This window comes from Solibacillus sp. FSL W8-0474 (assembly GCF_038004065.1).
GTDB classification, from domain to species: domain Bacteria; phylum Bacillota; class Bacilli; order Bacillales_A; family Planococcaceae; genus Solibacillus; species Solibacillus faecavium.
On sequence record NZ_JBBOQJ010000001.1, the window covers coordinates 3,203,491 to 3,224,804 of the forward strand.

Annotated in this window: 28 protein-coding genes; 11 read left to right on the top strand and 17 right to left on the bottom strand. The window is 36.3% G+C overall.

All coding sequences use genetic code 11. The annotated features are described in order from the left end of the window. Nucleotides 1-325: 325 nt before the first annotated feature. From NYE67_RS16345 to NYE67_RS16355, 3 genes are all read left to right on the top strand, one after another. The gene (locus NYE67_RS16345; RefSeq protein ID WP_340726007.1) at nucleotides 326-865 is read left to right on the top strand and encodes a sigma-70 family RNA polymerase sigma factor; all 540 of its coding nucleotides are present in this window, start codon (nucleotides 326-328) and stop codon (nucleotides 863-865) included. After that, complete coding sequence (locus tag NYE67_RS16350; protein WP_340730554.1) at nucleotides 858-2,411, top strand: hypothetical protein; 1,554 nt, start codon at nucleotides 858-860, stop codon at nucleotides 2,409-2,411. Before NYE67_RS16345 ends, NYE67_RS16350 begins: the two co-directional genes overlap by 8 nt. 125 nt (nucleotides 2,412-2,536) lie before the next feature. Further along, nucleotides 2,537-3,891, top strand: a protein-coding gene (locus tag NYE67_RS16355) for an IS3 family transposase (protein ID WP_340729482.1) whose coding sequence is annotated in 2 segments (ribosomal slippage) — nucleotides 2,537-2,990 and nucleotides 2,990-3,891 — 1,356 coding nt in all. Because the reading frame shifts where the segments join, the coding sequence is not laid out codon by codon here. A 110-nt stretch (nucleotides 3,892-4,001) separates the two neighbouring features. Here the strand turns inward: NYE67_RS16355 and NYE67_RS16360 are convergent. The 5 genes from NYE67_RS16360 to NYE67_RS16380 form a co-directional block, all read right to left on the bottom strand. Next, nucleotides 4,002-4,460 (bottom strand): hypothetical protein, encoded by a 459-nt coding sequence (locus NYE67_RS16360; RefSeq protein WP_340730555.1) that lies wholly within the window; start codon nucleotides 4,458-4,460, stop codon nucleotides 4,002-4,004. A 68-nt stretch (nucleotides 4,461-4,528) separates the two neighbouring features. After that, nucleotides 4,529-4,681, bottom strand: coding sequence for a hypothetical protein (locus NYE67_RS16365; RefSeq protein WP_339213881.1), 153 nt, complete (start codon nucleotides 4,679-4,681; stop codon nucleotides 4,529-4,531). Nucleotides 4,682-4,736: 55 nt separating this feature from the next. Continuing rightward, nucleotides 4,737-4,892 (bottom strand): hypothetical protein, encoded by a 156-nt coding sequence (locus NYE67_RS16370; RefSeq protein ID WP_340730556.1) that lies wholly within the window; start codon nucleotides 4,890-4,892, stop codon nucleotides 4,737-4,739. 60 nt (nucleotides 4,893-4,952) lie between these two features. Next, on the bottom strand, nucleotides 4,953-5,402 hold the full coding sequence (locus tag NYE67_RS16375) for an SMI1/KNR4 family protein (protein ID WP_340730557.1): 450 nt from the start codon (nucleotides 5,400-5,402) through the stop codon (nucleotides 4,953-4,955). Between the two features lie 14 nt (nucleotides 5,403-5,416). Then, a complete protein-coding gene (locus NYE67_RS16380) occupies nucleotides 5,417-5,602 on the bottom strand; it encodes a hypothetical protein (RefSeq protein WP_340730558.1) in 186 nt (61 codons plus the stop codon). 426 nt (nucleotides 5,603-6,028) lie between these two features. Between NYE67_RS16380 and NYE67_RS16385 the strand changes: the two genes are divergently transcribed. Beyond that, nucleotides 6,029-6,832 (top strand): HipA domain-containing protein, encoded by an 804-nt coding sequence (locus tag NYE67_RS16385; RefSeq protein ID WP_340730559.1) that lies wholly within the window; start codon nucleotides 6,029-6,031, stop codon nucleotides 6,830-6,832. Further along, nucleotides 6,825-7,232: a hypothetical protein gene (locus NYE67_RS16390; RefSeq protein WP_340730560.1), complete on the top strand. Its 408-nt coding sequence runs from the start codon at nucleotides 6,825-6,827 to the stop codon at nucleotides 7,230-7,232. Before NYE67_RS16385 ends, NYE67_RS16390 begins: the two co-directional genes overlap by 8 nt. Nucleotides 7,233-7,525: 293 nt before the next feature. On the opposite strand, the gene NYE67_RS16395 is transcribed toward NYE67_RS16390, so the two are convergent. Beyond that, nucleotides 7,526-7,681 carry a hypothetical protein gene (locus NYE67_RS16395; protein ID WP_340730561.1) on the bottom strand — a complete coding sequence of 52 codons (156 nt, stop codon included), beginning with the start codon at nucleotides 7,679-7,681 and terminating at the stop codon, nucleotides 7,526-7,528. A gap of 453 nt (nucleotides 7,682-8,134) precedes the next feature. On the opposite strand from NYE67_RS16395, the gene NYE67_RS16400 reads away from it, so the two are divergent. Further along, nucleotides 8,135-8,386 (top strand): hypothetical protein, encoded by a 252-nt coding sequence (locus NYE67_RS16400; RefSeq protein ID WP_340730562.1) that lies wholly within the window; start codon nucleotides 8,135-8,137, stop codon nucleotides 8,384-8,386. A gap of 205 nt (nucleotides 8,387-8,591) precedes the next feature. On the opposite strand, the gene NYE67_RS16405 is transcribed toward NYE67_RS16400, so the two are convergent. The 3 genes from NYE67_RS16405 to NYE67_RS16415 all read right to left on the bottom strand — a co-directional run bounded on the left by NYE67_RS16405 (nucleotide 8,592) and on the right by NYE67_RS16415 (nucleotide 11,830). Beyond that, nucleotides 8,592-8,804: a hypothetical protein gene (locus tag NYE67_RS16405; protein WP_340730563.1), complete on the bottom strand. Its 213-nt coding sequence runs from the start codon at nucleotides 8,802-8,804 to the stop codon at nucleotides 8,592-8,594. 241 nt (nucleotides 8,805-9,045) lie between these two features. Continuing rightward, nucleotides 9,046-10,224: an amidohydrolase gene (locus NYE67_RS16410; RefSeq protein ID WP_340730564.1), complete on the bottom strand. Its 1,179-nt coding sequence runs from the start codon at nucleotides 10,222-10,224 to the stop codon at nucleotides 9,046-9,048. A gap of 85 nt (nucleotides 10,225-10,309) precedes the next feature. Next, nucleotides 10,310-11,830 (bottom strand): AbgT family transporter, encoded by a 1,521-nt coding sequence (locus NYE67_RS16415; RefSeq protein ID WP_340730565.1) that lies wholly within the window; start codon nucleotides 11,828-11,830, stop codon nucleotides 10,310-10,312. A gap of 328 nt (nucleotides 11,831-12,158) precedes the next feature. On the opposite strand from NYE67_RS16415, the gene NYE67_RS16420 reads away from it, so the two are divergent. Genes NYE67_RS16420 through NYE67_RS20825 form a run of 3 tightly spaced genes read left to right on the top strand, consistent with a single transcriptional unit; the run spans nucleotide 12,159 to nucleotide 13,060 of the window. After that, nucleotides 12,159-12,650, top strand: a complete 492-nt coding sequence (locus tag NYE67_RS16420; RefSeq protein WP_340730566.1) for a hypothetical protein — start codon at nucleotides 12,159-12,161, stop codon at nucleotides 12,648-12,650. 22 nt (nucleotides 12,651-12,672) lie between these two features. Further along, complete coding sequence (locus NYE67_RS16425) at nucleotides 12,673-12,924, top strand: YxiJ family protein (RefSeq protein WP_340730567.1); 252 nt, start codon at nucleotides 12,673-12,675, stop codon at nucleotides 12,922-12,924. Nucleotides 12,925-12,955: 31 nt separating this feature from the next. Then, a complete protein-coding gene (locus NYE67_RS20825) occupies nucleotides 12,956-13,060 on the top strand; it encodes a hypothetical protein (protein ID WP_445683387.1) in 105 nt (34 codons plus the stop codon). A 96-nt stretch (nucleotides 13,061-13,156) separates the two neighbouring features. Here NYE67_RS20825 and NYE67_RS16430 read toward each other — a convergent pair whose 3' ends face one another. Continuing rightward, nucleotides 13,157-13,414: a UDP-glucose 6-dehydrogenase gene (locus tag NYE67_RS16430; RefSeq protein ID WP_340730568.1), complete on the bottom strand. Its 258-nt coding sequence runs from the start codon at nucleotides 13,412-13,414 to the stop codon at nucleotides 13,157-13,159. Nucleotides 13,415-13,686: 272 nt separating this feature from the next. On the opposite strand from NYE67_RS16430, the gene NYE67_RS16435 reads away from it, so the two are divergent. Beyond that, a complete protein-coding gene (locus NYE67_RS16435) occupies nucleotides 13,687-14,160 on the top strand; it encodes a DUF2062 domain-containing protein (RefSeq protein WP_340730569.1) in 474 nt (157 codons plus the stop codon). Between the two features lie 100 nt (nucleotides 14,161-14,260). On the opposite strand, the gene NYE67_RS16440 is transcribed toward NYE67_RS16435, so the two are convergent. From NYE67_RS16440 to NYE67_RS16455, 4 genes are all read right to left on the bottom strand, one after another. Next, nucleotides 14,261-15,013 carry an SDR family NAD(P)-dependent oxidoreductase gene (locus NYE67_RS16440; RefSeq protein WP_340730570.1) on the bottom strand — a complete coding sequence of 251 codons (753 nt, stop codon included), beginning with the start codon at nucleotides 15,011-15,013 and terminating at the stop codon, nucleotides 14,261-14,263. 204 nt (nucleotides 15,014-15,217) lie between these two features. Beyond that, a complete protein-coding gene (locus NYE67_RS16445) occupies nucleotides 15,218-16,396 on the bottom strand; it encodes a HEAT repeat domain-containing protein (RefSeq protein ID WP_340730571.1) in 1,179 nt (392 codons plus the stop codon). A 133-nt stretch (nucleotides 16,397-16,529) separates the two neighbouring features. Next, entirely contained in the window at nucleotides 16,530-16,784 is a 255-nt protein-coding gene (locus tag NYE67_RS16450) for a DUF6429 family protein (protein ID WP_340730572.1), read from the bottom strand. Nucleotides 16,785-16,839: 55 nt separating this feature from the next. Further along, nucleotides 16,840-18,297 carry a DUF7309 domain-containing protein gene (locus NYE67_RS16455; RefSeq protein WP_340730573.1) on the bottom strand — a complete coding sequence of 486 codons (1,458 nt, stop codon included), beginning with the start codon at nucleotides 18,295-18,297 and terminating at the stop codon, nucleotides 16,840-16,842. Nucleotides 18,298-18,528: 231 nt separating this feature from the next. On the opposite strand from NYE67_RS16455, the gene NYE67_RS16460 reads away from it, so the two are divergent. Then, on the top strand, nucleotides 18,529-19,695 hold the full coding sequence (locus NYE67_RS16460) for a plasmid pRiA4b ORF-3 family protein (RefSeq protein WP_340730574.1): 1,167 nt from the start codon (nucleotides 18,529-18,531) through the stop codon (nucleotides 19,693-19,695). A gap of 166 nt (nucleotides 19,696-19,861) precedes the next feature. Here NYE67_RS16460 and NYE67_RS16465 read toward each other — a convergent pair whose 3' ends face one another. The 3 genes from NYE67_RS16465 to NYE67_RS16475 are packed head-to-tail and all read right to left on the bottom strand — an operon-like array spanning nucleotide 19,862 to nucleotide 21,229. Further along, the gene (locus NYE67_RS16465; protein ID WP_340730575.1) at nucleotides 19,862-20,182 is read right to left on the bottom strand and encodes a YfjL-like protein; all 321 of its coding nucleotides are present in this window, start codon (nucleotides 20,180-20,182) and stop codon (nucleotides 19,862-19,864) included. Nucleotide 20,183: 1 nt separating this feature from the next. Continuing rightward, a complete protein-coding gene (locus NYE67_RS16470) occupies nucleotides 20,184-20,738 on the bottom strand; it encodes a zf-HC2 domain-containing protein (RefSeq protein WP_340730576.1) in 555 nt (184 codons plus the stop codon). Continuing rightward, nucleotides 20,735-21,229: an RNA polymerase sigma factor gene (locus tag NYE67_RS16475; RefSeq protein WP_340730577.1), complete on the bottom strand. Its 495-nt coding sequence runs from the start codon at nucleotides 21,227-21,229 to the stop codon at nucleotides 20,735-20,737. Before NYE67_RS16475 ends, NYE67_RS16470 begins: the two co-directional genes overlap by 4 nt. Between the last annotated feature and the right edge of the window lie 85 nt (nucleotides 21,230-21,314).

The window sequence follows — 21,314 nt, forward strand, 5'->3', positions numbered from 1 at the left end:
AACTCTGCTCATTTTAGTGAAAATAACGGAAGGATTTTCCGTTATTTACGTAAAAATGGTTAATTTTTAAATTATTTTAGTAAATAAGGGAATTTTCTTCCTTTATTTATGCGAATTTTCACATGAATTCTTAAATAAGGGAACTTTCTTCCTCTATTTTAACCGCGCTTCAATATTATTTTGTTCCGCCCCCTCCCTTCAGTAAGCCCCGTTGACTTTTATAATAAGCCAATGTGTTTTAATATTTCATTACAGTAATTTTTTTACAACCAAATCAGATTTGCTCCGTCTAATAATTGAAAGGGTGAGGAGGATGCTTGAACGAGTGATAGAACAAGTAGATGAAAATGAGTTAAATAAAGAGGAGAGAATTGAATGGTTGATGAATGAATACGGCCAAAATATAGCTCGTTTAGCATTTACTTATACTAAGCAGAAGCAACTATCAGAAGATATTGCGCAAGAAGTTTTTATTAAGTGCTACGAGAACTTAGACAACTTTAGGAATGAATCTTCTTATAAAACATGGTTATACCGTATTACGGTGAACCTCTGTAAAGATAAGTTAAGGAGCTGGTCTTTTAAAAATATCGTCCTTACTGAATTTTTCACAAAAATAAAAAGTACAAATAAATCACCTGAAATGGAATTAGTCGGTCTAGAGGAAAAACGATTAGTTGCAGAAAAAATACTTTCCTTACCCGTGAAGTATCGAGAAGTAGTAATTTTATATTACTATGAAGAAATGTCATATAACCAAATATCAGATTTATTAAATTTGAGTATACAAACGATAAAGTCCCGATTACATAGGGCGCGCCTCTTGTTAAAAAAGTCACTAGAAGGGAGCATCAAACATGGATGACATGTTTAAACAAATCGTAGAGACTATGAACAAAACTGTATTAAAGGACATTCACTTCGATGCGAAACAAAAAGAAAACGTAAGGCAAGTTATATACAAAAGAAAAAAGAAGCGCCATATCAAGCCAATATTGAATTATTTGTTGCCAATAGCTGTAGCGAGTTTGTTTTTTTTAGGCACAAGTTATTATATTGCAAGTGAGTTGGAAATTTTTTCGCGTGAAGAGCAGACGGCAGGTTTAAATAACAACAAGGGAGATGTTCCACCAGGATCAAAAGATGAAACCAACATCTATACGCCTCCCGCACAAGAAGAATCATACGAAGAGATGACAAAAGAAGATGTGGTTAGCAAGCTTTTAAATACGGTGGATTATTTTTACACAGCTGCCGGTAAATTTGAAGATTATGCCAAATATTATGACGACTCAGATAGTAAGTCAGTGACTGAGTACAAAGTAAGTATAAAAAATGTAATTGGTGGCTATCAGAAAAGTACCTCTCAATTTGATGAAGAGTTAATGGGTTATGCGGAAATGATAAATGAATTTATTTATAATGAAGAAAAGCGCTGGCATAAAGAAAGTGTAAATAAAACATATTTCGTTCATGACTATCAATCTAAACCCACACGAGATCCGATAACACCAGAGGAAGCGTTTAGTTTAGAATTGAAAGACATTTATTCAGATAAGGCCAATTTTAGGGAAAGCCCGGAAATTGCCCCTGGCGGCATGTCTTTGTTTCCCTATGAAATCACAGCAAGTTACTTAAGAAATACAGAGCTTTGGGACATAGAAAAACAAAACGAAGAATTGTTAGGTCATAATACCATTGTTTTATACGGAAAAATGGATGAGCAAGTGATAAATAGATTCCAAATGAAAAGAACGACTGACACTTTTCGCTTTTGGGTAGATAAAGATACTGGAATCTTAGTTCAATACGAAACGTATGATACGGACGGTCAACTTACAGGCTATCTCCATCCAGAAAGTTTGGAAGTGAATATACCTATTGATCCGCAAGATTTTGTGCCAAATTTAGATGGCTATAAACCTTTTGTTCCTTACGGGAAAAAGCCTGATCTTGATCCAAGAGAAGCAGAAATAGAAGTTGTAGATTATGCAGACACTTTTAAAGAAGATACAGAGGCTGTGGTAGATTTACTTCGAAAGGACCTGCCTTTCTTGTATGAATTTACTCATCCCGATCTTGATCTATTCTCAGCAGGCTATGAAAAATATAAAAACTTCCACCATGCTTACCTTACGTATATTCCCAAAAATGAAACGGGAGTAGTGTACGTACGCACTTATCATGAGGATTCCTTTATTCGTTCTTCGACTGATTTTAATAAGGAAACGGGAGAACAACTAGAAACCTTTACATTAAACGGCATTGAGTGGAAAAGCTATGAAATAAAAGATGTTTTAGGTGCCAAGTTTATAGGCATGAAAGGTGATTATATATATGAGGTCGTGAGTCAAAAAATCACACTCGAGGAAACGAAGGCTTTATTAGAATCTTTTACCCCTAGTAAGTAGGATAATAGCTGCCCGGAATTATCAAAAAGAAGGCTGGACAGAATCAAAAACACCATTTTTCTTTCAAAGAATGAACTGCACCCCAATTGTTAGACACATCTAACAATTGGAGGTGCAGTTTTTATATGGCGAAATATTCAGCAGAGGACAAACTGAAAGCCGTTTTACGATACCTAGAGGGGAAAGAGAGTTCTATCGAAATCGCCCGATCGATAGGAACAGACCATGCGGCAATTATAAAATGGACGAAACAATATAAATATAACGGAGCAGAAGCCTTTATAAAACGATATACAAATTACTCGGCGCAGTTTAAACTAGACGTACTAAATTACATGATTGAATACGGTACGTCCTTAAATGAAACAGCGGCTATCTTTGGTATAGCAGCACCATCAACCATACTTCAATGGCGAAAACAGTTTGAAACAAAAGGATTCGATGCCCTTCAATCAAAGAAAAAGGGGCGTCCATCCATGAAAAAAGAAACGAACAAACAATCAAAAATAGCACCAGTAGAAGGCTCACCTGAAGCGCTTCAAGCGGAAATCAATCGTCTACGTATGGAAAACGAGTATTTAAAAAAGTTGAACGCCTTAGTTCAAGCCAAGAAAAAATCACCAAAGAAGACAAAGTAAAGGTCATCTATGAATTAAGGCATAAATACTCGGTGAAGGCGCTTGTGGTATTCGCAGGAATCAAACGTAGCACATACTACAATTTAGTGAAGAAGATGAATCGACCAGACCCAGACGCTGATTTAAAGGCTGAAATTCAAGCGATTTATGACGAACATGAGGGTCGTTACGGCTACCGTCGCATTCGGGACGAGCTCGCGAATCGTGGGCAAAAAGTGAATCATAAGAAGGTTCAACGCATCATGAAGGTTCTAGGTTTGAAGTGCATCGTTCGCATGAAAAAATATAAATCGTATAAAGGCACAGTTGGTAAAATTGCGGATAATATTCTGGATCGCAACTTTAAAGCCGACGCCCCTAATGAGAAATGGGTAACGGATATTACAGAGTTTAAATTGTTTGGTGAGAAGCTGTATTTATCGCCTGTTTTAGACTTGTTTAACGGAGAAATTATTACATATACGATTGGCTCAAGACCAACGTATTCATTGGTTTCAGAGATGTTAGAGAAAGCTTTAGAAAGATTACCAAAGGAACACCAGCTATTGATGCATTCCGATCAAGGTTGGCATTATCAAATGAAACAATATCGCCATGCCCTAAAAGCAAAAGGCGTTGTGCAAAGCATGTCACGTAAAGGGAATTGTCATGATAACGCAGTGATGGAGAATTTCTTTGGGATTATGAAATCTGAATTCCTTTACTTAAAGGAATTCAAAAGTGTCGAGCATTTTAAAGTAGAACTAGAAAAATACATGAAATATTACAACACGAAACGAATCAAGGCAAAATTAAAACTGAGTCCGGTGCAATACCGAACTCAGTTCACCCAAGCTGCCTAGATGAAATAACCGTGTCTAACTTTTAGGGGTCACTTCAGAAAAATGGTGTTTTTTTTGTGCTTTCCACGCGCTTGAGTCCCGTAGAAAAATTTGCTTGTAGTGAATACCCCTCATTCAAAAGGTTCCGTTAACTCTTCTTCAGCAACTTTAAGAAATTCACGATATTGGTCATATCGCTCCTTTAAATTTTTATAAATTATATCTCTTTCTTCTGTGGTTGGTGCGGCCATATAATTTTTAATAAAATAAAAATAAGCTAATTTAGTGTCATTATAGGTTATAAAATATCTGTCCCTTATCCAAGACTCTAATTGCAGTCCACTCCCAGTATAGTTCGAAAAATCCGCAAAGGTTTCATCTATACGCTCAAGTTTTTCAGCACGTTCTTTTTCATTATAATTTTCGGCTTCTTGATGAAATTCGAGAATACGTTCTATCGGAACATTTAATTTTTCCATTTCAGAATGAAGTAAACTGCGATAGTCATTAATTAATTGATTTTGCTGATATATAATAATGATCATTGAAATTGCTATAAAGCTAATAATTATCAGCCAAATTTTTTTCATAATAGGTGCTCCTTTCGAAAGGAAAAAACGACAAAATAAAAAAGATGCTTTTGCTGGCACCTTTTATACTAGTCTTCAATACCCTTTTGAGTATCTTCAATTAGATGATCTAAAAGTTTTTCCGCACTTTCGTAATCCTTTTCTTTTAGGGCTTTCTTTATATCATTTAAATCTCTCATTAATTTTCTAGAATAACTTTTGAATATAGCTGTTTCTTCCATTGTACTTTTTCTCCTTTAATTTTTAATTTCATTATTGTAACATATGTTTTTTGGTTTAATCCTCCATTGCCATAAAATAAGAGCTAAGGCCTAAGAGCAATCCTCCACTAATCCCAATAATAGATCCAACTACAATCCAACTAGTAGATAAATAGATCCCTAACATGAACATGATTATTCCTATAACAAAGATAACGAACCCTTTGTTCAAAATTTTCCCCTCCCTTTGTACTTAAGAGGCTACAGCTCTTTATACATAATGACAATATGATCAACCATCGTAATGAAACAACCCATCAACAAATGCTTCGAAATCCGGTGCTAGCTGCAAAATAAAAATGTCTTCGCCCCATTCCAAATCTATATAAATGATAGGTGGATTTTCCTTCGTCTTTCTGTAATCCATTGCCGTCCACGTATGCCCGTCTCCGCCTAAAAGGATGATATCTTTCGGTAAGTCCCACTCTTCTATGTAATAATCATTGGAAAGGATGCCCTCCTCTTCAATACCTCGAATGTGGTCAATACCAATATGATCCTCCGCCCACCCTGTAGGAACCGACGTTGGAAAAGCATCGTAAGTGATATAGCCGCCATTTTGAATTTTGCATAGCTCAATGTAAGCAGCCGGTAATGTCACACCTAATTTTTTCTCTGCATTTTTTACCATATCATCAGTTAGCTTTTCTTTTCCTTCTTCTATACGCCATATGTTTTTCAACAAATACGCCTCCTTTATTTATTCTTTTTAAATAACACCTTTTCAAAAAGAATGGATAAACCGACCATTAAAAATAACAAATAAAACCCTCTCATATCGCTTTTCATAAACACTAAATAAAATCCTGTTAACCCGAATGTAAAAAAGAGTAGCCAGAAAATTAATGTATTGCCTAAAATCTTTTTCGATAAAAAATCCATCTTTCCCCTCCTCAGTAAATATCTTTCTAATAATTGCCTTCACAGTGATTACTTAGGAGTTTACCATAATCAAAAGTAAATTTTTCTTTAGCTCGCATGCTACTAATAGTCGAAACCGCAAAAAAATATTATTAATACAATAAAAATAAAATAAGTTTAATATAAATCTATTCAAACTAGCGCTTTCGAGAAAGAAACCCCCTACTTTTGAATGATTTGATAACTTACAAAAACACATAAACCATTTAACTTGCATCATTTAAAGGTGTAAAAGACATTTATCTAGAATTATTGAAATCTATAAGCCCCTTTGACTGATCAATTGGTTCTCGATGCTTTAGTGATTCGTCTCAGCAGCTTTCTAATGAAAAGACTTCTAACTCCCTATATAATAGTGGAAACTCATAATAATTGGACGTGAGAATTATGGAAACCATTCTTATCCCTCATGCTGTACGAATTTTAAGTATATGTAGTAAAGGCGACCAATCAAAATGGCGTGTTGGTGACAAATGGGTAAAACAAAATACACGAGGGTACGAAGGGCAAGCAGAGGTTCTTGCTTCACTAGTCTTGGCGCATTCTACGTTAAAACAAACGGATTATGTTATGTATCATCCTTGTGAAATCATTCTCCCATATGGTGACAAGTCACTGGGCTGCTATTCACACGATTTCAGGGGTAAACTGCAAGAAGTAACGTTTGAACGATTATTTGAAGCAAACTTCACGTCGACAGATCCTATTTTAAATAATAAATCGTTATCAACGGGTGAAAAATTTGAGCAAATCATGGAGCAAGTACAACAATTTACAGGACTAGACTTCCGGGTACAAATCGCCCAGTTACTTGCGTTCGATGCCCTTATTTTAAACGAAGACCGTCATACAAATAATATTCTATTTCTATACAATCCAATCGAAAAAACATGGCAGCTTGCACCTATTTTTGATAATGGGCTAAGTTTATTGTCTGATGAAAAAGATTACACACAAGGTAAGCCATTGACGATTTTAAAGCGTAAAGTGAAAGCGAAACCATTCAATTCAAGCTTTTCAAAACAACTTGCCCTTTATACAGGACCAGCCTTTATTAAAAAACAGGCACTTTTAGAAGCGATTGAATCAAGTACTATTGATTTCGGGCGAGCGAAGCAAGTTCTTCTCTCACAATTGAATGATCCGATTTTTAAACATCTATTCGTGGAAGGTAGTGAAACACATGATTGATTATATGAAGTTTAATGTCATGTGGATGGATGACATCATTGCAACAGTCGATTTAAAGCCTGCAAATGGAGGATCTCCTTATGTTTTAAATTATATTGATGACTTTAACAAGCAGTTTTCACCAATGATGGAAGGGCATATTACACTAGAAGAACTTGAAAAATGGCTTAAGTGGCGTACGTTCCCACCAACACGTGCCAATGCCAATGAACTACTTGAAAGCCTTGACATGCAAGCCTATAATCGTTGGGGCATTGTTCGTAAAACACATGGTGTCATGGCAGATGACGAAATTTGGATACGATTTAAGGGTGAAAAATTACGTCATAAAGACGTGTGCCTACGAAAAGAGCTCTATTATCCGAATGATTCGGAAGGAACAAATGTTTCAAATGTTTGATTATATATTTTGATTACTAGTCATCGTAGATATCGTATCTCACTTTATTTAAAGTGATGAATTTTGATTGGAATGGAGGGACCGTGACTCCACCGGGAATGGTGCGCGCGGAAGATCCACTAAATTGTGCCTGCCGCCCATGGCACAATTTAGTTAGCTGAAGCCGTGCCCGGGGAAAGCATCGGTCCCGGAATGGAAATCAACGGTTATGATTAGTTAACTTTATTTTAATAAAAAAGACTGTAAGCAAACCCGAATTTTTTCGAGTTTGTCTACAGTCTGAGTTTCTATATCTATTCTTTACAAAAATCCACGAATTTTTTTGCCTGTATTAAGGACAAACCTGTTTGTTCTCTTACATACTTCACTGCCTTCACTTCACCGACGGACTGTATTTTCTCTTTTACTAAAATAATCAGTTCCTCATTATAGACTTTTGTATAATCCATTTTTCCGACCTCCTTGAATCTTTTATTGGGTACTACTTTTAACTGTAATAAATCTAATAAACAAAGGTAATAGGAAAATAATTGTAACAATTAAAAATAACTCATCAGACATTATTCTAGAAAAAGATGTGTTAATAATATAAAGTGTAAGAAGTAATAAATAACCACCTAAATATATAGAATCAAATACTCTTTTACTAAATAGATAGGGTTTCTTCAAATAGATTATTAAAAATAAACCTACCATTAAAACGACTAAAGTCACTATAACATCATCCCCCTTTTATTGCGTTAAGACTCCTGTTGGAACTGCCGCATTAGTAATTCTAGCCATTTCCATAATATTTTTTATGAACACAACCGAACTATGTTACACTCACATTAACAAGATGAATCCCAATTCTGCAACACGAGTATTCCAAAAATCTATGAATGGGAAAGGTGAAGTTACTTATGGATGAAAAACGTAAAGAAGAGCTGAATGGGAAAGAAAATAAATTAATGATAAGACAAGTGGGCATTATTGCGTTAATGATTATACTTTATATTCCATTCTTTAACATAGCTGCGTATATATCAAATCAATATTTTTTTGATAGTTATTATTTCGGCTTAGTTATTTTGTTATTAGGTATCCCGTTAACATACTTTGCAGCAAAATATTTAGTTTGGTTAATAAAAAACATTAATTCCCATACCAAATAAGCGGAGGATCTCCCCTTATTTGGGAAATTTCACTCAATTTAATGAAAATAAGCGGAGGATTTACTCTTATTTTCATTTTCAACACTGATTTTTATATTTTTTTAGTCAATAACCGGAATTTCTCCTCTTATTTAGATGCATTTTCACATTATTTTCTTAATAAGGGGAATTCCTCCCTCTATTTTGACCGCTTTACTCCGTTCCCTCATTCGTCAGATGAACGATGATTGACCTTATCCAGCCATCCTCTCCCTATACTTCCGATCAACCCACCAACTACCACAATTAATATAACGGTTAGCACGTTATCCCTACTTAAAAAACTTTCATTTCCGTTATTAAAAAAACTCGCTATCGCTAGACCAATTAAGCTTCCTATAATCATATACGTCATTCTTTTTACCGTATCCTTTTTCAAAAAATCCCTCCTAAGTAATTGGTTAGGAGTCTAACATAACAAAGGGCAAATTGTTAAGTGTTATAGATGTTTTCGATAACCGGAAACATAGAAATTTATTAAAAATCAACGATATTTAATACCCTTTACTATGAAAGTTATTGAAAATAGAGATGTGTATAATGAAAATCCCTACTTATGTATGATTTTAAACAAAAAAACGCGAAAACCGTTACACTCAACAGGTTTTCGCGCCTCCAATTTAAGCATGCTTCTTCAAATACTCCAACGTTGCCTTCGCAAGTGTGTTGGCAGCAACTAAAAGTGCACGCTCGTCGATATCGAACTTCGGATGGTGGTGCGGGTACGCCTCTTCTTTCTCAGGATCACGAGCACCTGTGAAGAAGAATGTTCCCGGTACTTTTTCTAAATAGTAAGCAAAGTCCTCGCCGCCCATTTCTGGTTCACAAATGACAACTTCCTCAACACCTGGTGTTTCTTTTGCCTGCTCGATGAAGAATCTCGTCGTTTCACGATCATTAATGACAGCCGAGTAGCCACGCACATAATTGTATTCGTAATCTGCCTTCATCACTAAGCACGATGCCTTCAGCACATCTTCTAGCTCACGTTCAATGATGTCACGCGTTTCTTCATCAAATACACGGGCCGTTCCTTTAATTTTTACCGAATCGGCAATAACGTTGAATGGGTTTAACGCTTCAAAGTGACAAACTGAAACAACAGCCGGTCTCACTGGATTAATACGTCGCCCTAATAGCTGCTGGGCATTCACAACAAATTGTGAGCCGATGTAAATTGAGTCTTTCGTTTCCTGTGGTTTTGCTCCGTGTCCGCCTTTTCCTTTAATCGTAATGTAAAAGGCATCTGCTGCAGCCATTAACGGACCTTCACAAACAGCAATTTTCCCATGCTCAACCGGTGCCCATAAATGCTGACCGAAAATAACATCGACCCCGTCCAGGCAGCCATCTTCAATCATCGGAATCGCCCCACCCGGTGCAATTTCTTCACCGAATTGGTGGATGAATACGACATTCCCTTGAATCTCATCCTGAATTTTGTTCAGCGCCTTTGCCAATACTAGTAGTGACGCGGTATGACCATCATGACCACATGCATGCATTCTGCCATCAACCTTAGATTTATAAGGAACATCATTTTGCTCCTGAATTGATAATGCATCGAAATCTGCACGTAGCGCAACCGTTTTACCTGGCTTGCCGCCTCTTAAAGTAGCGACTACCCCACGACCACCTACACCTTCACGCACTTCATGTCCAAGGGCACGATGGTACGCAGCAATATATTTTGGCGTTTCTACTTCCTCATGTGAAAGCTCCGGGTTTTCATGCAAGTAACGACGAATCGCTACCATTTCATCAAAATGCTGTTCTAGTATTTCAAATATATTCGTCATTTATCTCGTCTCCATTTTCTAAGTTGTCTGTATTTGAATAAACATTACACTGCTTCTAAAGGCTACTGTTCAAAATCCTAAAATATTACTTTAAGAAAATACCATCGCCAGGACCTAATGGCAGGCCAAACATGAACCAGATGGCAAATAAAATAATCCACATAATCGCGAAGAATATTGAATAAGGCAATAACGCTGAAATTAACGTACCAATCCCGATATTCTTGTCGTAGCGTCTAGCAAATGCTAGTAAAATCGCAAAGTATGCAAGCATCGGTGTAACCGGATTCGAAATGGAATCCCCTACACGGTAGGCCATTTGTGTAACAGCTGGTGAATAGTTTAAATACATGAACATCGGTACAAAGATTGGAGCAAGTAAAGCCCATTTTGCAGATGCACTTGCAATGAGTAAGTTAATGAACGCACAAATAATAATGAAGCCGATAAACATTGGTGCGCCGGTAAAGTTCATATTTTGTAAAAATTCTGCACCTTTAATCGCTAAGATTGGTCCAATGTTACTCCATCCGAAATAAGCAATCATTTGTGCTGCTACGAATGCCAATACGATGAATGAAGAAAGGTCAGCGATTGATTTAAACATTTGCTCCGCTACATCGCGGTCCGATTTTACTTTCTTCGTTACGATACCATATGCTAAGCCCGGTAGTAAGAAGAAGAACAGCATAATCGGCACAATCCCCGTCATAAACGGTGAGTTTAAAAAGCCGTTATCTTCTGGATTACGTAATAAACCTGATTCTGGTACGACTAAAATAGCGATTAAAATGATATAGGCTAACGTGACAATCCCTGCCCAGCGAAGCCCTTTATTTTCTAGAGCTGTAAGTGGTTCAGCCACCTCAACTTCTCCGCTGTACTTACCAAAGCGGGGCTCTACGAATTTTACGGTTACCCAACTTGCGACAATCACTATTAAAAATGTTGAAACAATCATGAAGTAATAGTTCATCGTTGCAAGTCCTGTATATGTAGGATCAACCAATTGTGCTGCTGTTTGTGTAATACCTAGTAATAAAACGTCTAAAGACGAAATAATAATATTAGCACTAAACCCTCCGGCAATTGCTGCATATGTAGCGATTAACCCAACAAGTGGATTTCGTCCAACACTCATGAAAATCATTGCGGCAATTGGAGGTAAAATAATGAACGCTGCGTCTGCGGCAACCGTCCCGACAAGTCCTGTAAAGATAATAACAGGCAAAATAAGTTTTTTAGGTGCACTTAACACCGTCTTTTTCATTAATGCCGATATTAAACCACTGTTTTCAGCTACCCCAATACCGATCATCGTCACAACTACGATACCAAGTGGAGCAAATCCAGTAAAATTCGTCACCATGTTCGTAACGATTTGAATAAGTCCTTCACGATTCATCAAGTTAATAACTTCAATTGTTTCTTCAGTTCCTGGCTTAACGGCCGAAACCCCAATTTTTGATAGAACAAATGATAGCGCCAGAACAAAAAATGCCAAAATGACGAATAATGTTACTGGGTCTGGCAGTTTATTACCCGCTCGTTCGATTCCATCTAAAAACCGATCTACCATTTTTTTCTTTACTACTTTGTTTTCCATATGCGCCCCCCTAGATGATTAATGTTTTAAAGAATAACAAAGCAAGAAAAACTTAACAACTAGTTATGCAAATTTTTAGATTTTTTGTTATATTTCGATAATAATAGTGTTTAGTTTAGCGATGAACTTGGGAGGATGCTCTTATTCATTAGATGGTGAGATAGGCCTTTCTTAAGTTAAATAGATACCTTTTTAGATGTATATAATGAAAATTTTTTTAGATATTCAGTTCTATTTTAAGTTGTTACCGTAGAATATTGACATTCAATACCCTTTAATTTACCATTTAATTTACAAGGTTACCTATTATTCCCTAGGAGGTATTTTTATGCACTATACCTTAGTAGATTACGAGCACAACATCACGACCGTCACGTTTCATCCTGCGTCAAATTCTGCAAGCATCACTTACTTTATAGATACAGAAGATCGTCACTATATCGAATCGCCACAATACACGTGGAAGCAAGGTGGGTGTGATACCCATAGCCTCCATTACCATGATGAAAATAAGACACGCGTTATGTATAAACGTTTCATTACCAATGCTCTTAAACACGAGGATACCTGTGCATTAAATAATAATAAAAAGGATTTACGGAAAAACAATATTATTAAATATCCAAAAGGGAAAATAGATGTTAGAGAAGAGCTCAAAGAAAGTAAGAAAGCGGATTTAATTCCCTTTGAAATTGATATAACAGAATTAAAACCGGCTTCTCAAAAGTCCGAATTAAAAAAGGAAAAAAAGAAAAAATCCAAGAAGAAAGATAAAAAGAAAAAAGAGGAGTCAAAAAAGAAGAAAGCAAAGAAAAAATAGCCCCAACATTAAGGGAGATCCTATGAACGCGATTTTAAAGCAATTAATCGAAATTGATTCTGAATTAAGAAAACCATTCCCCACCCAAGATATTAATAAAATAACGGAAGATTTCCGAACAGAGTTTATGAAATTACCTAATGAGGTGGATTTCTATGATGATTTTCATTTTTATTGCATGAACATAGCCGGCACGCTAAGTTATGTTTTAAGCGATCACATAAATCAAATCCCCCAAGGTCAAATCGATATGCTATTTCAATCTTTTTTTTGAGCATTATCAATATGAATTTCTAGAAGACCACATAGCAAATTATCATCATTTCTATCAGGAATATACAATCTTTGAGCAAGCAAGGAAGCTGCTATTACAGCTGTTTTTCCCTACCTCCAATATTAGCTCCCACTAATTTTCAAACACAAAAAAAGCCTGGTTATACCTGTGCACATTTATGCTGTGCCAGGTTACCATGCCTCATCGTTTAAAAATCCACTTTGCCAACTCACTAGTTTTCGATCGGTAAACGTTTTTTCATCTCGTACATATCTTTTAATTTCGCATAATAAGCTGCTGCATTGACTGCATCTTCACCTTTTTTACGTAAAGCATACTCGAATGCCTCCACTAAATGCTCTGTTGTTACCAATTCATTTTTAATGTTAATTAAATCATAATGCTCATAGTGGTCAGGAATTCTCGATAAAATATCTTCATCTCCTGTAATCGAAATTAAATTATCGTCGTTAAAAAATAATTGTAGCATAATTCATGTCCCCTTTTTTATGTAGTATCTGTGTTGTCACCCTTTGATCATGCTTCTTGCAGCCCGCATTTAACACGCTGTAAATAAGCACCTTCTTATCTTTACCCTATTTCTTACATAATGAATCATCAATCAGTATAATAAATTTTCGGTCCGACCTTACTAATTTAATTATTTGGAAAAAATAATTCTATATGTTGTAAATTCGGTATAATATATCTATAATGACCATTTAACGTTTGGGACGAATTACTTGGAGAGGATAGTCAGCTATGAAAATAACACGAACCGTTAAATATAATTTAATCCGTCTATTTCGGCTTAAATCGGGTCCACATCAAGTGGCGTCAGGGGTAACGATTGGGTTTATTCCAAGCTGGTTGCCTACATTCGGACTTGGCCCCGTACTCTCTGTCGGTATGGCCAGAATCGTAAAGGCGAATACCGTTTCTGCACTTGTCGGTGGTGTCATGGGCACTTTTATTTGGCCACTGCTTTTCTTCTTAAATTATCAGGTCGGGAGCTTGCTATTGGATCGAAATACTAAAGTCACCGAACTGGATGAAGTAGGATACATTGACGCGATCGAACATGCTTATACAGGAATTGTGAGTTCCCATTCAAGTGGATTCATCTTTCTGACAGGTGCCATGTGCAATATCGTCATCTCCTCGATACTCATTTACATCATGGTATATGTCATGTTTAAGACGAACCGGGTGAGGATTTTGAATAAAATTAGGTGAGCTTGAAACAGTCATCTTCCGTAATATAAAAAACCGGGTGCATCAACAATTTCATCAATTGTTCGTGCACCCGGTTTGTTGTTATATAAAATTCACGATATTAGTGGAGCATGATTGAGCCGCCATCAACCATCAATGTTTGACCTGTTATATATTTTGAGTCTTCTGAAGCTAAAAAGACAGCAGCACGTCCGATATCTTGTTCCGGATCACCGAATTTACCCATCGGAATACCTGCAAGTACCCCTTGATAATATTCCGGCTGAGCTTTTGCCCATGCTTGTACACCTTCTGAATTGGCGATTGGTGAGATTAAGTTTGCTGTAATACCATCTGCTCCAAACTCATTGGCTACGACACGCGTAATCCCGCGAATCGCTTCTTTTGCTGCCGCATAAGCAGCTTGTGTTTTATGCCCTTTTAACCCGGCACCTGAAGCAAAGTTAATAATATTACCACGAGTTTTCTTCAAATGTGGAATAGCCGCCTGCATTAAGTACCATGTAGGATAGAAGCCTGTATCCATTGACAATGCTAAATGTTCTGGAGTTGTTTCTAGGAATGGTACCTGTTTCGAAGCGTGTGCATTATTCACTAACACATCTAAACGACCATATTTCTCGACAACCTGTTCCACTACATTTTTTAGTTGATCATGCTTTGTCAAATCACATTCAATAAAGCTAGATTGTGGTGAATGTTGCTGTAATTCCGCCAATACTTTTGCGCCTGCTTCCGGATTAAGATCAACTGCTACAACAATTGCTCCCTCTTTCACCATCGCACGCCCCATACCAGCGCCAATACCGCCAGCACCACCTGTAATGATCACTACCTTGTCTTTTAATTTCAATACAATTTCTCCTTCTCAGAAAAACCACAACACTCACGTGATTGTTCCCAGTATCGTTAAATAATTATAATCATTAACAAATTAAATATACATCTTCATTATTTTTGAGGCAAATTATCAATCGTACTTATTATGCGCATTTTGGGCCGATGTTATTACAGAAATAGTTGATCCTTTTTTTGAAAGAACCAAGTTAGATTATATTTATTTCCCACAGCACTTTTTATATTTCTTTTTGCTCCCGCAAGGACACGGATCATTTCGGCCAACTTTAGTCGTCTGTTCATCCGTGAAGGACGGCAACTTCATTGATTGCATTTCTTCCTCAAAAAACTCGTTGCGCTCGATTGCATCCGCACGCCATGTTTCTAATAATGGGTGGTCTTGGTTCATTGCTTTAAAATAGGCATAGAACAATTCATCCATATCAACCATATAGCCAGTTTCTCCGCGCTCTATATATTCTTCAATACATTCAAATGCTGCCTCTGAAAAATGGGCAGCTAAGCCTTCAAGAATTAGCTCCTGCATATCGACATCTTCCGCCTTACCATAAGCTTCTGCCAAAACTTGCTCGGCTAATTTTGTTTTCGTATGCTTTAAAACCGAAATGACAGATATAAATAATGATTCATCTACAACATGTGGTGCTAGCAGCTTTACTACTTCATCCGATTGGAAGCGAATAAGCGCTTCACACACTTCCTCCTGCAAAATATCCTCTTCAATACGATTTAACAGTGACACAAGCTTTGGAATATGTTGAGATAGCCCCATACATCCTACAGCGCGTACAGCTAATATCCCATTAACACTTATATATTTTTCCTCTACCTCATCGCGAAGTATATACTCAACCTCTGTCGGATCATATTCACCTGAACGAATTAATAAATCCTGAACCTTTTTGGCTGTAAAGTATATATCCGAATCAAATTTTATATCCATTTCTGACAGCAGCTCACCAAAATGTTCCCAAAGTGGCTCAAAGTCATGTACGACATTCGTTTCAAAAATACTGTACCTCTTTAAAACATCGAAATATCCTTTTGGCATATAGGGTGTTAACGATTTTTCAAATTCCAATAAAGTCTTTGTCGGTGTTTTGATTAAAAATCTCGTAATTAAATGCTTTTTATCAGCCGGAACCCCTGTTATCCATGATTGCAATAATGTTATCGTTTCTTTATTCTTTTCAAAGCCATCGCCATTTAGTAGCAGTTTTTTTTGAAATCTTTCATGCTCTTTTGCAAATGCAACAAGCTCATTTGTAAATTCAGCAGGCACCAATGGATATTCCATTAATTGAGAAAGCCAAACATCTTGAAGTACTTCATCCTCCTTCAGAATATTTTCCTTTACACGCTCTATAAAATGATTCATTCTTATCCCTCATTTTCGTTTAATCTTTATGAAGTATAAACTATCAACTTATTAGATATTTGAAAGACGTTGGTTTTGCTTTTTGCTTATTTAATATGTAAGCAAGCAGTTGCATGCTGTTGTGTTCAACGCTCTATCGCTCCAACCGTACAAAATATTTCTCAACTAACTTTTCTGCCTGCTGAACACCGCCTTTTGTCAAATAGACCGATTTTGACTTGTTGCTGCCCTTTATAAAATCTGCCTCTTTTAAATCATCCAATATATGGAAGGGATAGCTTTTCCAGCTTTTTTTCAGCGTTACAAAATCTTCGTCATCCTCCCAAGAGGTTAAATATAAGAGTAATAGTGTCAATTCTTTTACTTTTTCGTCCATCATTCTTTTCATCCCTTCACACCTGGATCATAATTGATTTTTTTGTTTTTTATACAATTATAGAAACTTAAAATGGTGGGTTAATGTATAGCATTTCTTTCAAGTCCTTGATCTTAGATAACTCACTTACTACTAGCTCAATACCAACAAGTTTAGCAAGCGGCTTTAATATGTGGTGAGTTTCTTTCGTAACATAAATTTTGCTAGGTAGGGACGGCATTTCTTTTAACACTTTCCAAAATAATTGTTGTTGAACGAATGTGTGCTTCGGAAATGGTATTACTTCATTTGCAAGGACTGCACCTGTCGAGTGGTCTACAATTACATTTATTAATGGATATATTGGGCGTTCGCCTTGTTCCGACACTGGGAATGGTAAATAAAGACAGTCAAATTCTGCTTGTAACGCACTTTTAGGTTTCTTCTTCACTTTCATAATTTCAAGATCATTGATTTCTATTTCAATCGTTGTATTTTCTAAACGTTCCATTTGAATAATGCCTAGCAGTTCCATTTCCCCATCATCTCGTACTTCAAAAAAGGGAAATTCATTTATAGCTACACTTGGATACGCCCAGCCGTTCATACGCATTGTTGTGATAGAAATCATTGCCTTAATTAAATCAATCATCACTTCTACATCCTCAAAATCAGGATGCGCTGGAAATAATCCTGGATCATATGTTCGAAACGAAATCCAATTCTTTTTACCTCGGAATGTTAAGCCTTGCTCCTTAATTAATTCATAGTCATCTTTTTCAAGTTCATCTCGGTCTAAATAATTGACAGTAAGGGCGCTCAATTCAACTGTAAAATCTTCATTCAATTGTGCACCTGTAATTATTTTTTCTAATGAATGATAGCCAATTTCCTCATCATACATCATTAATCCGTACTCTTGACCACCAGCGCCCATTACTGAAACGAAAAATTTCATCCCACCTAATTGAATCGCAACAATATCACCGTTTTCAAAATAATTCCACGGCTTCATTTTTTTTAATTCATCCGCTACTTGAAACAGTGTTAAATAATCCGGGGGTAAAAACTGCGCAAAAGAATTCGCAACATCCTCAAATAAAAGCTCATCTAACTCCCTTTCATGCTGTAATATCTTATTTAACTTATCGATTTCAATATTTTTTCGTCTTGAGAATAAATCCCCTTTACCCTCTATAATGGAATCTTCTAACCCTTCAATTTCAAGCATATTTTCTAAAGTGAGCTTCAGTTGAATGCCTGCCTCATTTACATACTTCATCTCATCCCCAAGTTCCACAAACCAATCATCAACCGTCTCTTCCAAACTATCATATGTGGAAAAATCATTTTCATATAAAGGTATGAATTGATCGTTTTCCTTACCTTTTAATCGAACTGAATAAAAAATAATTTCATTCTCTTCTTCAATCATAAAAGCTGTAGAAATAATTGTATCAAAATCAAAAAATGTTAATTGATCGTTTACTTGAACAACCCGATAAATATTGGGATTTTTTAAACTTTCAATTCGAATTACTAACACCTTTTCTCCTCCACTCAATTTGTATATGTTCTGTTCTCTATAAAACTGCATTATTCCGGTATTTTAATTATACGAAGATACCCAACCTATGTACAAGTACACTTTAGAAGATTAAAGTACCGTGTACAGATGCAAATACTTTTATATAAACATTGCAGTGATTACTATCAATACTTATACTTTAAACAATACTGATAAGCCATGTGAGAGCTTATTCTAATTATTCACGGAATGAAAGGACGAAGCGCGATGATTATCCAATGTACAAAGGCATTACTAGACAAACTAGAAATTAAAAAAAGTGATTTAGTTTCGCCAGAAGGCTACGAGCAATTCCATAAAAGTTTGATGGGCTGGCATGCTAACCTAGTAACGATTCATAGAAGAAAAGTCATGATTTTGCTGAACAATGAAACAAGATATCCAGTCGTTATTAACCGTCTATTAAAGAAAGACCTTTCTAATATCAACGCAGTAATTCAAGAAGCGATTCGAGTAGCTCTTCGAATGGAGGGTATCAAAGAAGCCATTATTGAAGATTATTTAGCTTCGGATGGAGACATTACATTTTCTAAAACTGCAAGTAGAAGCATGGTTGGAAAACTGAACAATACCATGCGGGACATTGAAGCGATGTCAGAATATCTGGATAAAGATACGACAATTCAACGATATATTAGTCTCGTAGTAAGTAGAATGATTCAACTAGATGGACCAAAGAAAGGATTTTACCCAAGAAATAAAATGATAGAAAGTTTAGCGATGTTAAATGGCTTAGATGCAAATCAGGCAGCCGAACAAGTATTGGATATCGAGCTTTATCAACTAAATATTCAACTAGATATAGAGGGGCATCACATTTGGCGACGGGTACTCGTACCTTCCAGCTTCTCGTTTAGGCATCTTCATAATATCATTCAAACAGTTTTTGACTGGCAAAACTATCACTTACATGAATTTACCGTCAAACGTACTAACAACAAACCGCTTAAAATTGTGATGGATGATGAACCACACACAATGGAATTCTTCGATTTTGATAATGAAGGAATCTTACAAGAGCGCTTTGTGTCGTTACATGATGTCTTCTCAACACACTCAGATGTTTTGTATCAGTATGATTTCGGCGATTCCTGGACGCATATCATTACGCTAGAAAAAAAAGTACAAGCCCATTCATTACAAGTAGTATTTTTAGAAGGAAACGGCGAACGTCCGCCTGAAGATGTAGGTGGAGAATATGGATTTGATGAGTATTTAAGAATATTAGGTGATGCAACAGATCCTGAACACGAAGACATGAAAATCTGGGCGGCATCGCAAAAGGAAAGAACCTTCACAGTAGAGCAAACAAACCATCGTCTAAAGAGCGTAATCTATAACTATTATTATATTTAGTAATTTTCCAGGTGTGGGACAATGGGCCGGGTAAGGATTTTAAATAAATTTAGGAGAGTTACCGCGAATTCCCACTGTATTTCACAATATAAAAACACCTCATAAGTTTTTAACGCTAACTTTTGAGGTGTACTCTTATAGGTATTTTTTTATTCCTTTAAACGATTCACTTGTCTATGTTGGTTCCCCGAATGGTATCACTAAAAACTTCATAAGGCTCCATACCAGAAACATAAAACGTATAGGTAGTTTCAACTGCCAACGAATCCTTTCTCACCACTTCAAACTCATACGTCACATCCGTCCAACCGTATCCTACATGTTTAATCTCATATTCCATGTCTGGATAAGTTTCCTGCAAAAATGTTTCTAAGCTCTCTTTTGCTCTTTGTTTATGCACTGTATTTCCGCTCATTTGCATGTAAGCGTACACTAGGACACCAATCAATGTAATAGCAATTACGCTATATAGTATTTTCTTTTTCATATTAATTTTCCTCTCTTATTTTAAGAATACAAAAACCGATCACTATTCCGATAAACGTTATGATTAAATGGATAATCACCGATGTGAGTGCGATAGAAAAAGCTTCCCAAAAGTTTCCGCCATAAAATTCACCGAACCAATCCGTCATATACAACAGACAGTTCCATACAAAATTCGGTATCCCCGCTAGCAGAACGGCAATAAGAATGGAGCGGTAAAATAAATAGGTAACCGCGCCCAGTAAGGCATAGGTCAGGATAAATATAAATCCACTATTGTTATTCATCACGGTCGTCCCCATCGCCAATATAAAGGCAATCGCAACAAAGAATATCTGGATCGTTGTTAACTTCAGCGTAATTTTCCGCATCATTTTTTTAGAGCCACCGCCATGTTCTACTTCAACAGGTAGAGGAATTTGAGATTGTTCTGCAATGTGGCGGCACTCCTGGCAACTTTTCAAGTGCTCCTCGACAAATTGGTTTGTCCCTGGTTGAAGCAAATCTTCCTCGTATAAAGGTAAAAGATCTTGTGTAACCGGACATTCCTTGTTCATAAAGTCACCTCCATTAATTTTTGAATCTTTAATTTCATCCGGTGAAACGTTACCCGCGCATAGTTCTCTGACTTACCAATTAAGTCACCAATTTCTGCAAAGCTCAGTTCTCCATATATGCGTAGCAATACAATTTCCCTCGAAGCATCATCTAGTTTTGAAATATGATGTAAAAGTATTCTTGTATCTTCATTGAGTTCTGCTAACTCTTCTATTGATAGCATTTCAGTTTCCGGAATCGCTGACAGCTTTTGCATTAAGCTTTGCTGATACTTATTTTTCCGATAATATTTTTTCAATAAATTCCCCGCAATCGAGAAAATCCATGTCGACAAAGTGGATTGTCCATTAAAGGAGCCAATGCTTTTACAAGCCTCGTAAAAGGTATCGTGGCAAAGATCTTGAGCAGTCATCCGATTTCCTGTTTTGGATAAAAAAAACGCATAGAGTTTTGGATGAATTTGTTCATATTGTTCCTCTAACTTGTTCATAACTGCCCTCACTTTCCTGTTGTTCGTAGTATTAATACCACGACCCTCAATTTCGTTACAAAATATTTTAAAATATTTTTTCAAG

Excerpts from the sequence above, each read along its gene's own strand:
- NYE67_RS16445 (WP_340730571.1), bottom strand. The coding sequence starts at position 16,396 with ATGAATCATTTTATAGAGCGTGTAAAGGAAAATATTCTGAAGGAGGAT.
- NYE67_RS16475 (WP_340730577.1), bottom strand. The coding sequence starts at position 21,229 with ATGAACAAGTTAGAGGAACAATATGAACAAATTCATCCAAAACTCTAT.
- NYE67_RS16415 (WP_340730565.1), bottom strand. The coding sequence starts at position 11,830 with ATGGAAAACAAAGTAGTAAAGAAAAAAATGGTAGATCGGTTTTTAGAT.
- NYE67_RS16385 (WP_340730559.1), top strand. The coding sequence starts at position 6,029 with ATGGAAACCATTCTTATCCCTCATGCTGTACGAATTTTAAGTATATGT.
- NYE67_RS16465 (WP_340730575.1), bottom strand. The coding sequence starts at position 20,182 with ATGAAAAAGAAAATACTATATAGCGTAATTGCTATTACATTGATTGGT.
- NYE67_RS16365 (WP_339213881.1), bottom strand. The coding sequence starts at position 4,681 with ATGGAAGAAACAGCTATATTCAAAAGTTATTCTAGAAAATTAATGAGA.
- NYE67_RS16450 (WP_340730572.1), bottom strand. The coding sequence starts at position 16,784 with ATGAAAAGAATGATGGACGAAAAAGTAAAAGAATTGACACTATTACTC.
- NYE67_RS16425 (WP_340730567.1), top strand. The coding sequence starts at position 12,673 with ATGAACGCGATTTTAAAGCAATTAATCGAAATTGATTCTGAATTAAGA.
- NYE67_RS16395 (WP_340730561.1), bottom strand. The coding sequence starts at position 7,681 with ATGGATTATACAAAAGTCTATAATGAGGAACTGATTATTTTAGTAAAA.
- NYE67_RS16350 (WP_340730554.1), top strand. The coding sequence starts at position 858 with ATGGATGACATGTTTAAACAAATCGTAGAGACTATGAACAAAACTGTA.
- NYE67_RS16360 (WP_340730555.1), bottom strand. The coding sequence starts at position 4,460 with ATGAAAAAAATTTGGCTGATAATTATTAGCTTTATAGCAATTTCAATG.
- NYE67_RS16390 (WP_340730560.1), top strand. The coding sequence starts at position 6,825 with ATGATTGATTATATGAAGTTTAATGTCATGTGGATGGATGACATCATT.
- NYE67_RS16420 (WP_340730566.1), top strand. The coding sequence starts at position 12,159 with ATGCACTATACCTTAGTAGATTACGAGCACAACATCACGACCGTCACG.
- NYE67_RS16470 (WP_340730576.1), bottom strand. The coding sequence starts at position 20,738 with ATGAACAAGGAATGTCCGGTTACACAAGATCTTTTACCTTTATACGAG.
- NYE67_RS16380 (WP_340730558.1), bottom strand. The coding sequence starts at position 5,602 with ATGGATTTTTTATCGAAAAAGATTTTAGGCAATACATTAATTTTCTGG.
- NYE67_RS16400 (WP_340730562.1), top strand. The coding sequence starts at position 8,135 with ATGGATGAAAAACGTAAAGAAGAGCTGAATGGGAAAGAAAATAAATTA.
- NYE67_RS16410 (WP_340730564.1), bottom strand. The coding sequence starts at position 10,224 with ATGACGAATATATTTGAAATACTAGAACAGCATTTTGATGAAATGGTA.
- NYE67_RS16430 (WP_340730568.1), bottom strand. The coding sequence starts at position 13,414 with ATGCTACAATTATTTTTTAACGACGATAATTTAATTTCGATTACAGGA.
- NYE67_RS16435 (WP_340730569.1), top strand. The coding sequence starts at position 13,687 with ATGAAAATAACACGAACCGTTAAATATAATTTAATCCGTCTATTTCGG.
- NYE67_RS16460 (WP_340730574.1), top strand. The coding sequence starts at position 18,529 with ATGAAAGGACGAAGCGCGATGATTATCCAATGTACAAAGGCATTACTA.